The following is a 10069-nucleotide window of genomic DNA, read 5'->3' as shown; positions in this document are numbered from 1 at the left end:
TTCTCCTTTCCTCCGATAATTGTGAATTGCCTGTCGGCAATCTCAATATCAGAGATGTGCTTAAGGGGGGTCAATTTTGGGTTATCGTTTGTGCCCAAAAGGGGTCAATTTTAGATTAGCGAAACTATGAAGTATTGGCGCCCGGAAGTGAACCGCTTTCTCCCATTCAGCTGCCTCAAAAATGGAATCATGAAGCTGATGTCGTAATCGTGGGTGCTGGTGGGGCTGGCCTTGCCGCTGCCGTATCTGCAATCGAAAACAGTGCCAAAGTCCTTGTCCTTGAGAAGAATCCTTTTTGTGGTGGGAACACTTCTTTGGCAATGGTTGTTGAGGGACTTTGCGGTAGCAGAATCCAAAATAAATTGGGTATACAATCGCCGCCCTTATCTGAGCGAGTCAACCGCGATTTAACCATTCCCAATGCCACTTCGGGCCGCAACCCAACACTTGTGCGTCAAATTCTCGAATTTCAGGCAGACACTCTAAATTGGCTCGAGGATCTTGGTGTTGTCTATGAGATTAAGCCAGCGGCTGGAGCCCCAGCCCCTGGGATAGTGCATTGTCCGATAGACCCAGAACACCCACAGCAGGGATGGTATTCTTGGTTCCCGCACAATGCTAGAGGATTTACCGAAGCATTGGAAAAACAGGCACGCAACTTGGGGGCTAAAATCCTTTTGGAACATCCGGTTATATCTTTAGTGGTGCATAAGGAAAAGGTTGTTGGTGTTGCAGCTCAGCTTCCGAATGGTAAGCGGGTAATTATCAAAGGAAAGTCAATTATTCTTACATCGGGTGGATTCGGTGCCAATAAGGACATGTTGAAGAAATATGGCAATCCGCGGAAAGTTGAAGGGGCGCGCTACTGGGGTATGCCGGGGTCTCAAGGAGATGGTATCCGGATGGCCCAGGCGCTCGGAGCGGAAACGAACGGAATGGAAGAGATTGAGATTTGGGACGGGGGTGCCCTCTCTGAACATGGTGCCACCACGGTTTACAGCACACCCAACCAACTTGTGCGACAAAAATCTCTAACCGTAAACAAAGAAGGGAAAAGGTTTTTCTGCGAAAGCCTTTACGGTGGATATTATTACAGCTATCAGGCGGCACAGACTTTATCTCAAAAAGACCAGACCTCTTTTACCCTTTTTGATGCGGATATTATTCGAAAGGAAGATATAATTAAGAAATTTGATCCGATGTTCTGCGAATACCCTTGCCCCTGGTTTGAAGATCAATTTCAAAAATATCTTAAAGAGGGAACCATCATGAAGGCCGGTTCCATTCAAGAACTTGCCAAGAAAATGGCGGTTGGTGCCGCCGTCTTGGTCGAGACTGTGGCTCGATATAACCAGCTGTGCGACAAGGGGGTTGATGAAGATTTTTTTAAAGAACCCAAGTATATGCAACCGATTAGAAAGGCGCCTTTCTATGCAGTTTCTCAGAAAGGGGGGGCCTGTTTCAATACCTGGGGAGGATTAATTGTCGATGAGCGTTTTAGGGTTCTTAACAAAAACCGTAATCCTATCCCAGGGCTTTATGTCGCAGGAGAAAATGCGGCTGGAGGCGCCAGTCTTGCCTATGTGCTGCCGGGGGGAAGACTTGCCGGAAAGTTTGCGGCCGATGAGGCCTTGAAAAAGGAAGCATAAAACGGTGCTCCTGTTTCATTAAAAGATTGCGTCTGGAAAAGGAGAATAATGTGAATTCTATTTGTTATCATTTTAAGACGATTTTGACTTTCATGATCGTGGTGTCGATATCTCTATATGGATTTACAGCCTTCAGCAATGAGCCGGATAGCAGGCACCCAATGTTAGTGAAAAACGCTTGTGAGGATTGCCACCTCGAAAATAGTGAAGTGGTGATACCCACTACCGATAAATGTCTCAGTTGCCATGGTAGCTATTTAGAGATCGCAAAAAAGACCGAGAAAATGGAAGATATTAAAAGGGGTATATCAAATCCACATAAATCACACATTGGTGAAGTCCGGTGCACCTTGTGCCACAAAATCCATTCTTCTTCAGTATTATACTGCAACACTTGCCATTCACCGCACTTTAGTTTTCAAGTGCCATAACTACAAAATTTTACAGGGAAACAATATGTTTGGTTAAACTAACCGTGAAAGGAGAGCATGATGTTTAATGTTAAGGATTTAGAGTTACATATCCCTCAAGATGTAGATTTTAATTGGGGAGAGACACATTATTTTGGTTGGTATCTTCCGGAGGAGCGGATCTTTGCTAATATCTACCAGGTCGCAAGGCCGGGGGTGGGCGCGCAAGTATCTGATATCGTTGTCTACGGATTTCTTACAGAGAAACGTTGGGGAGCAATTCACTATGACGTGTCAGAGCATTTGCCTTTGGTGGAAAGCTACCTCGATTACAAGCTTCCGAATGGCATGGCCGTTAAGTGTGTGAAGCCACCGCGTGACTATCGGATCGACTATACGGGGCGTAATGGTACTGAATTTCATTTGGATTATCATGGGCTTATGGATCCATTTGACATTCATGATGCGGACGTGAACGTGCGTGCGCAAGCTACGAAGGAAAAGCAGGAAGAACATTCAGGTTTTGGTGCAGGCTATCGCGGCCATTACGATATGACATGCGAAGTCAAAGGTGAGGTGGTGCTCGGTGGGCGACGATTTCAAGTCGACTGCGTCGATACGATAGATCATAGCTGGGGGCCGCGCCAGGAACATGACATGAGAGCACTGTGCTGGGTGCATGCTCACTTTGGGAAAGATCTGACAGCACATATGATTTTACATCGTGACCCCTTTGGGCCTCCGGAACAAGAATACTCGCTTGCCCACGGTTATGTGTTGCGCAATGGGGTGGTGCACCCGATCGTTTCCGCGGACGTCCGGGCTGCACGCATGAATGGATTGCAGGCAGTGTCTATGGATGCGCATATCACAGACACGAGTGGTCAAACACTCGACATACAGGGTTCTGCTGTTTCGGGAGGAGACTGGACATGCTATCTGCAGCTTATCATTTTTAATACCTTACATCGCTGGGTCAATAACCATGGCCAGGTGGGCTGGGGTGTTTCACAGGATTCATGGGGGACTGACGCAGTCTGTGAGCGCAACTTAAAGGCTTATTTTGACGGCAAGTTGACTGGTATACTTTAACAAGGCATATCGCCCTGACTGACAGATTTATCGGCAATCAATCTGTCAGTCAGGGAACATGCATGGGTGGGGAAAGTTAGAACGCGATGCATGGTGTAAAAAAAAATCCACGAGGCATAAATTGGTGCCTTGTTCTTTGAGGATTTACTGAAAGCGATACTTTTTTCCGAAATGCGCTTTTCCGATTATATCTTTCCCGGAATAACTTTATCTACAACCTATCTCAAAATTAATGAATCAGGATGACGATAAATCCAAACTGTAACATATCGAGGTGGGGTTTATCTCACTAAACGGCTTTCAATGATGGTTTATCTTTCTTCACTTTGTTGGGTATACACTTTGTGGGTCAATGGCAGAGAAAGACCAAGAGCTTCTGTGACTACCTTGATCTCGGCGATCTTGGCACGCTGCTTTGTAAGACTCAAAAATAGAAAGATAGGGAAAACATATGCAAACTATCGATAAAAACCGTCCATCGCCGCAGTGGATTGAATCCATACGTCGGCGTTATGTTGTCGAACGCGAAATCGACTATATTTTGACGCGTAAGATGAAGCGCCGAGATGGGCCGGAATTTTCACCATTGTCTTTGGAAATGTTGGTAAAGAGCGTCGCGTCGCTGATTCGCTCTGAGTTACATGAGCCATTTGAAATTTCCGACGCAAAGTGGATGGCTGGTGGCGGTGCTTCGAAGATGCAAATGGCATTCACACTCACATGGAACCGCCCTGGTATCGGTCGCGAGAGCACCCCAATGGTATTGCGTATACAGCCATCGGAGTCCATCGTTGAGACGAGCCGCCTTCGCGAATTCCAGTTGCTCAGGGCTTTTAACGGGGTGGTACCTGTGCCGCCGACGTTCTGGTGTGACGAAGAAGCCAAATTTCTGCCATATCCCGGTTTTATTTATGGTTTCGTCGATGGCGTAACTAAACCTACAGCCGGTGTCAGCGGTCTAAGTGGCTTTGGAACGCAACTTTCACCAGAATTGCGCGCAAAGCTTGCCCCGCAATTCGTAAGGCATCTCGCTAAAATACATACATATGATTTTCGAAAGGCCGATTTGAGTGCATTCGATGTGCCAAGGATTAACAGCACACAATGCGCCGAGTGGTGTGTAAACTGGTGGCAGCGCGTCTGGGAGGAAGACAGCGATGAAGAAATACCGTTGATGACTTTCTGCGCTTGCTGGTTGCGAAATAACTTGCCGGTTCTCGATTTTCCTTCTGTAGTTCACGCCGATTTTCGCACAGGTAATTATCTGTACACGGAGCCTGATTCTCGCATAACGGCCTGGCTGGACTGGGAGCTGGGGCGTATTGGCGACAGGCATCTAGACATTGCCTGGACGACCAGTCGCGGGTTTGGGACGCTGGCGGAAGACCGAAAGACGTTCCTAGTCAGCAGCCTTCTTCCTGAGGCGGAGTTTATAGATGCCTACGAACAGGCATCCGGACTACGCGTCAACCCCAAGACCGTGCATTGGTACAAAATTTTCAATGATTATATGATGGCCACGCTCTTGTTCAGCACAGGATATCGCATCGTGCGTTGTGGGAAGAGCCATCAGGACGCATATGTTCTTTGGCTGATGGGTGTCGGGCCTATGCTTTTAGAAGAAATGCGTATGCTTCTTGAAGTGGCTCCGTGAATTAAGCCTGTGTTTCGAAATAGAGGTTTAAGATACATAGCATGCAATAGAAAAAAAAGTTAAATTACCTCCGGCAAGGTCCGAGGCATTAAAATGTGAATTGATCAAAGCGGTTGGAACATTGACCACCTCAAAGGTGGCGGTTTCTTAAAAAGATAGTTGTTCCTCCATTCGTTTATCATCCTGCTCTTGCGACTTGATTGATGTACTGACGAATTGTATTTTTGTCTCGACCAACAGTGGAAACATGATAACCTCCGGCCCAGAGGTCAGTAAAATTTCTCTTTTGCCCAAGGTAATTGCGTGCGACATAAATCGCACTTTTTCCATTTATAAAATCGATAACCCGAGAAATCAAGATTTTGGGTGGTGTTGAAATGAGCAGCATATGCATGTGGTCCATCATCAATTGCCCCTCTACGACTCAGCCTTCTCCTTTTCGCGCCAATTCCTTGAACACCTGCCTAAGGTACTTACGAAGTTGGCCTTATAAAGTCTTTCTTCGATATTTGGTAATCGAAAACACATGGTATTGGCATTCCTACCGGCTGCGGTTTAAGCTTAAATCGTTATTCATTGAAAGGGGGGAAGAAAAATTATGCTAAAGTGACTTTTACTTAAAAGAAAAAGTAGTTGTAAGAGTAACGTGAAAAACATTTGTAATTCTTATTCAAGGCTTCATTATTGGTAACAAACAAAACAAAGTGAGGAAATCCAAAATGAAAGAAAAAATGAGAAAAAATTATTGTAGAAGAGGAGTAAGAAGGCAAATTTTTTTAGGGTCTCTGGCACTACTTTTGTTACTGGTCTTTTGGGGTGGTAGTGCGGCTGCATTCAGCATCCCAACTGGAAATAATAATTTGCAGATCCGCTGGGACAACACAATAAGGTACACTCTGCAGCAGCGGCTACACGGGGCGGAAGGCAAGCTCATAGGCGATATCAATTCCGACGATGGGGATCGAAATTTTGATGTGGGAATCGTGCAAAATAGAGCGGATCTTCTTTCTGAAATAGATCTAATATACAAAGGGTTATATGGATTCAGGGTTAGTGGGGCACTCTGGTATGATGCAAGATACGACAGTAGTTTTGACAATGATTCCGTTGCCACCTCGAACCATCTTGAAAATGGGCAGCAAGCGATTGGACTTAGCAATTGGGCTGAACGTTACTTTAGGGGGCCAGATGGAGAGATTCTCGATGCCTTTGCTTTTGGAAGGGTGAAGATCGGCGAGGCGCCGGTTTATCTGAAGGCCGGGCGGCATACGGTGTACTGGGGAGAAGCCTTGCTGAGCCCGTTTAATGGTCTTAACTTCGGTCAGGCGCCGCTTGATCTTGGAAAGGGAACGGCTACTCCGGGAGTGGAGGTCAAGGAAATTTTTAGACCTATGAATCAAGTTAGTGCCGTGGCACAGATAAGTAATTCTGTAACTTTAGCAGCCCAGTATTTTTTGCAATGGGAGCAAAACTTGGCGCCAGAGGCGGGGACCTATTTTGCATCTTCCGATCTGAACCTGAAAGATTCTGAGATACTTCTTTTTGCTCCTGGTGGCCCCTGGTTGACGCATGGTGAAGATATCGAGCCCGAGGAGTACCGGGAGTTTGGCGTTTCCGCTCGATGGTCACCGGAGTCCTTGCACGGGGGAACTGTAGGCTTTTATTTCAGAAACACCTCCGATCACTTGCCGCAGGCGATTTTGAATCTTGCCGACGGCACCTATCATTTCGCGTACGGGGGAGATATTCAGATATACGGGTTGAGCTACGCCAACACGCTGTTTGGCGGCAGCCTGGGCTCCGAGGTTTCCATACGCAGGAATATGTCGCTCAGAAGCAATCCCGCGATGATTTTCGATTCCACCTTGCTGCCGGATGATGGAGAGCTTCTGGGCGCAAGGGGCGATACCTTTCACGCCACGGTGAACTTTATCGGCCTGCTGAAGCGGACCCCGATGTGGGATTCTGGCAGCTACACCATTGAGGCCAACTTCAGTTCCTGGATGGATGTATCGGAGAATGACCATATGTTCAAAGGCTCCAGCGGTTATAATGCCTTTGATTCGGTCACACGGGATGCCTGTACGCTCAACGTGAACTTTGGCCCGCAATGGTTGCAAATTCTTCCCGGCGTGGATCTGACCATGCCGTTGAGCGTCGGTTACGGGCTGTGGGGTGTTGCAGCCACCGTCAATGACGGCGCCAAAGGGGAAGGAAGTTGGGGAATAGGGTTAAATTTTGATATTTTTACCAAATACAAAGTTAACCTTAACTATGTAGATTATTTTGGAGATATCGAAGTTGATCCGGCAACTGGGAACGTGAATAACAGAGCCGGAAATGGTGCGGGAACCGCGGGACTTCGGGACCGTGACTTCATTTCACTCACCCTTAAAACTTCATTCTAATCTGGCATTGCTGGACGGTTTAACACGGTAGTTAATTAAAATTGCTTTTTAGATTTGAATTACGATCTTTTAGGAAAATACACGAGTTCTTCTAATTGGAATCGATGCAAGCGTCTAAACCAAACAAAAACAAAGGAGAATCAACGATGATTAGAAAGATCATAGCGATAATCACCTTGGTGGTTGGGTTTTCTACTTACGCCTCAGCCACACTCACACCTGAAGAACTGAGTTTGCTGGGAGGAGACAAGTTGACAGCGATAGGCGCTGAAAAAGCAGGTAATGCAGATGGAACTATACCACCTTATACCGGAGGATTAACTGACAAGATGGGCTACAGTATAGACGATCTTAGAACTAAAATGCTAATAGATCCGTTTGCAGACGATAAAATTTTGTATTCAATAGACTCTAAAAACATGGATCAGTATTCAGAGAAGCTTTGCCCGTCACTAAAGATGCTTATGACTAAGTATCCGGAATTTAGGGTTGATGTTTATCCAACACGCCGTTCGGTTGCAATTCCCGATTATATTGCCGAGGGCACCAAAAAATCGGCGTTAACAGCAACGCTTGAAAATGATGATAAAAAGCTTACTGGTAGCTTCTGTGGTTTCCCATTTCCCATCCCCAAAACAGGTGTTGAGGCTTTGTGGAACCATATATTGCGCTGGTGTGCACCAGGCGAAGAGTTGATGGAATATACGGGTTGGGTTATAACCTCTAGCGGTCGTAAAATAATGACTTCCAGAGCAAAAAACTATTGTGAATATCCTTACTGGAATCCTTCCGCAAGTGACTTTAAGAAAAAATACCACTGGATGGATCATGACATTGTATTCGCACCAGCAAATCGAGCTGGTGAAGGACTTATGTGGTTTTTAGGTACTGACAAAACTAACGGAGATCCCGCTTGGCAATATCTTCCAGGTCAGCGAAGAGTTAAGATGGCTCCAGAAATTTCGTACGATGGCCCAAATACGACTGTAGCCGGTGCTGCAACCTATGACGACACCTTTCTTTTTACGGGCAGTCCAGACCGATATGACTGGAAAATTTTAGGTAAGAAAGAGATGATTGTCCCCTATAACTCGTATAATGCAGCAATTCACCCCACGCTTGAGTCCGTGGATCAATACATCGGTCCCCGCTTTGTTAATCCTGATTGTAACCGTTTTGAAGTACACCGCGTATGGGTGATAGAGGGCGCGTTAAAGCCGGGAAAACGACATATATACGGCAGGCGGACACTTTATTTAGATGAAGACAGTTGGACAGCACTTATGACTGATGAGTATGACCAAAGAGATGAACTATATCGGGCAGTATTTTCTGCCTTTACGTTTAACTATGTTACACAAGCTCCTTATTCCACAACTTTTTATGGCTATGACTTCGTTAGCGGGGTTTACTGGTGGAATGTGTTCCTGATCGGCCCAAATCTTTACCCGCTAATTCGCCCTGATTCCGACTGGAATCCTCAAACGCTTGCTGGAACTGGAATTCGATAGGGTTTTGGAATTGAGCAACAAATAACAATTATCCGTTTTTTAAAAAAGGAATATAAAATGCAAATACGCCCTGCAATCCAGCTGCAAGGTATCATGAAGACGATGAAAGATAATGTTCTTCCCGCCATTGATCCAAACAACAAGGTGGCGATTGAGCAAACCAACCTTATACTTGGAACGCTGAGCCTCATGTTACAGAGAATTGATCTTGAGTATCGCTATGATTGTGACGAGCTTCAACGTCTTCTCGGGTTTTCTAATGTTTTGATACAGCAAACTAAAGGTGGACTTGAGTCAAGGTCAGCAATAGCAGAACTCGAGATAGTTACAGCGCAATGCGAAGATGTGCTTGATCGAGCACGAGTGGAACCAAAAGAGTTGTTAAAGGCTGTTCGGTCCTTGCGAGCAAAAGTTAGTGAGGTCATTATGGCCATCTTTTTAGATGGCGAGGCAGAAAGCAAGAAGGCCATACGCGAAGGAGTTCTTGCACACGCAAAAGAGCAATTGCTGCGTGAGCGCTCTTGGTTTATCCAGCAAGGGTGGGAGCCAGATTCTGAGAAAGTACCCGCGATAGAGAGTCTTTTGAAAAAATTGCATTAACCTAGCAATTAATTACACAATATAAAATACAGAAATTTTTATAAAGACACCTGTGGATAGATCCTTTAGCAGAAGAAATGCTTTTCTATGCTTGTGTATCAAATTACCAGTTAAAAACTTAACATGTAAAAGTAAACTCAAATTATACAAGCTGTGAACGATCTATTCAATAGAAGAGATTGATACGGCCATTCAGGAGCAGCAAAAGGAATTTGTGACAAACCAATCCACATGAAAGAAAACGGCAGGATGAAGTATTAGAAAGGAGACGCCGGCAGTTACGGCGCTTTTAAAGGGATTCTTGTATCCATGTTGGTAGTGGAGCTGGGCGTAGGTAACGCGCGGGTGTTTAACTTTTTTCTTAAAAATGAACAGGGTGTGCAAGAGATACAACGGGAGAAAAAAATGATCTTTCGACATATCACAAGCGTGCTGGCCGTGGCCGTCTGCATGGCATCGGCGGTTCCCTGTTCGGGAGCCGACGCAACCGCCCCAACGGGCGCAGTACATGCCATGAGTTCACCGGCCCCGGAGAAGGCCGGTTCCGCGCAGGCCGCTTTAAACGAATTTCAAGACCCCTTGAAGACGCCGGCCAGAATGAGTACCCTTGCGCCGACGACGCATTTAAACGCGGTCGCCTTTGCCGGCAAACGGGTGGTCAGCGCCGGGGTGCGCGGGATTATCGTCTATTCGGATGATATGGGAAAAACCTGGACGCAGGCGAAAGTGCCGGTCAGCGTGGATT

Annotated in this window: 7 protein-coding genes and 1 pseudogene; 7 read left to right on the top strand and 1 reads right to left on the bottom strand. The window is 46.1% G+C overall.

Going from position 1 to position 10069, the window contains the following annotated elements:
• Positions 1-134 precede the first annotated feature (134 nt).
• The 3 genes from RBT11_20325 (at position 135) to RBT11_20315 (ending at position 4805) form a co-directional block, all read left to right on the top strand.
• On the top strand, positions 135-1649 hold the full coding sequence (locus RBT11_20325; protein MDX9789132.1) for an FAD-dependent oxidoreductase: 1515 nt from the start codon (positions 135-137) through the stop codon (positions 1647-1649).
• 488 nt (positions 1650-2137) lie between these two features.
• The gene (locus RBT11_20320; protein MDX9789131.1) at positions 2138-3151 is read left to right on the top strand and encodes a hypothetical protein; all 1014 of its coding nucleotides are present in this window, start codon (positions 2138-2140) and stop codon (positions 3149-3151) included.
• Positions 3152-3602: 451 nt separating this feature from the next.
• Complete coding sequence (locus RBT11_20315) at positions 3603-4805, top strand: phosphotransferase family protein (protein ID MDX9789130.1); 1203 nt, start codon at positions 3603-3605, stop codon at positions 4803-4805.
• A 147-nt stretch (positions 4806-4952) separates the two neighbouring features.
• Here RBT11_20315 and tnpA read toward each other — a convergent pair.
• A pseudogene (gene tnpA, locus RBT11_20310) lies at positions 4953-5331 on the bottom strand (IS200/IS605 family transposase).
• 193 nt (positions 5332-5524) lie between these two features.
• On the opposite strand from tnpA, the gene RBT11_20305 reads away from it, so the two are divergent.
• From RBT11_20305 to RBT11_20290, 4 genes are all read left to right on the top strand, one after another.
• Positions 5525-7213 (top strand): DUF1302 family protein, encoded by a 1689-nt coding sequence (locus RBT11_20305; protein ID MDX9789129.1) that lies wholly within the window; start codon positions 5525-5527, stop codon positions 7211-7213.
• A 146-nt stretch (positions 7214-7359) separates the two neighbouring features.
• Positions 7360-8724 (top strand): DUF1329 domain-containing protein, encoded by a 1365-nt coding sequence (locus RBT11_20300; GenBank protein MDX9789128.1) that lies wholly within the window; start codon positions 7360-7362, stop codon positions 8722-8724.
• Positions 8725-8781: 57 nt separating this feature from the next.
• Positions 8782-9324 (top strand): hypothetical protein, encoded by a 543-nt coding sequence (locus tag RBT11_20295; protein MDX9789127.1) that lies wholly within the window; start codon positions 8782-8784, stop codon positions 9322-9324.
• A gap of 309 nt (positions 9325-9633) precedes the next feature.
• On the top strand, positions 9634-10069 hold a 436-nt coding region (locus RBT11_20290), incomplete at its 3' end, for a hypothetical protein (GenBank protein ID MDX9789126.1).

This window comes from Desulfobacterales bacterium (genome assembly GCA_034003325.1).
Taxonomy (GTDB): domain Bacteria; phylum Desulfobacterota; class Desulfobacteria; order Desulfobacterales; family JAFDDL01; genus JAVEYW01.
The sequence above is the reverse complement of the archived record's forward strand: the minus strand, read 5'-3'. Positions and strand labels throughout refer to the sequence as shown.